1 pseudogene is annotated in these 326 nt (G+C 56.1%); it reads left to right on the top strand.

What is annotated here, in order from left to right:
• Positions 1 to 326, top strand: a pseudogene (locus P8629_RS11540) (hypothetical protein); the annotation flags it as partial.

The raw sequence follows: 326 nt of genomic DNA, 5'->3' as shown, positions 1-326 counted from the left end.
CACCGCAGATGGTGGTGATTACCGTGCTATGGATGGCGTTCACCATGGGGATCGGCTGGGTACTGGTGTCGAAGGTGTATCGTCATTTCCATCAGGTGCGCGAAAGCGAGGATCGGCTGTATAGGGATTACCAGTCGGCCATCGAGGGACGCAAGGAGCTAGCGCTCAATCGTGACCGGGCACGGCGCTTTTTTGATGAATCCTACACCGCGAACGCCAAAGCGTATCGTCACCATATCATCCGCGCAGACACCTACCACCTCAGCGCCAATAACTGGTCCAACATCATGATGCTGGGCGCCATTGGCGTGGTCTTTTTCATGGCC

The sequence above is a fragment of the Hydrogenovibrio sp. 3SP14C1 genome, assembly GCF_029625905.1.
Taxonomy (GTDB): Bacteria; Pseudomonadota; Gammaproteobacteria; order Thiomicrospirales; family Thiomicrospiraceae; genus Hydrogenovibrio.
The sequence above is the reverse complement of the archived record's forward strand: the minus strand, read 5'-3'. Positions and strand labels throughout refer to the sequence as shown.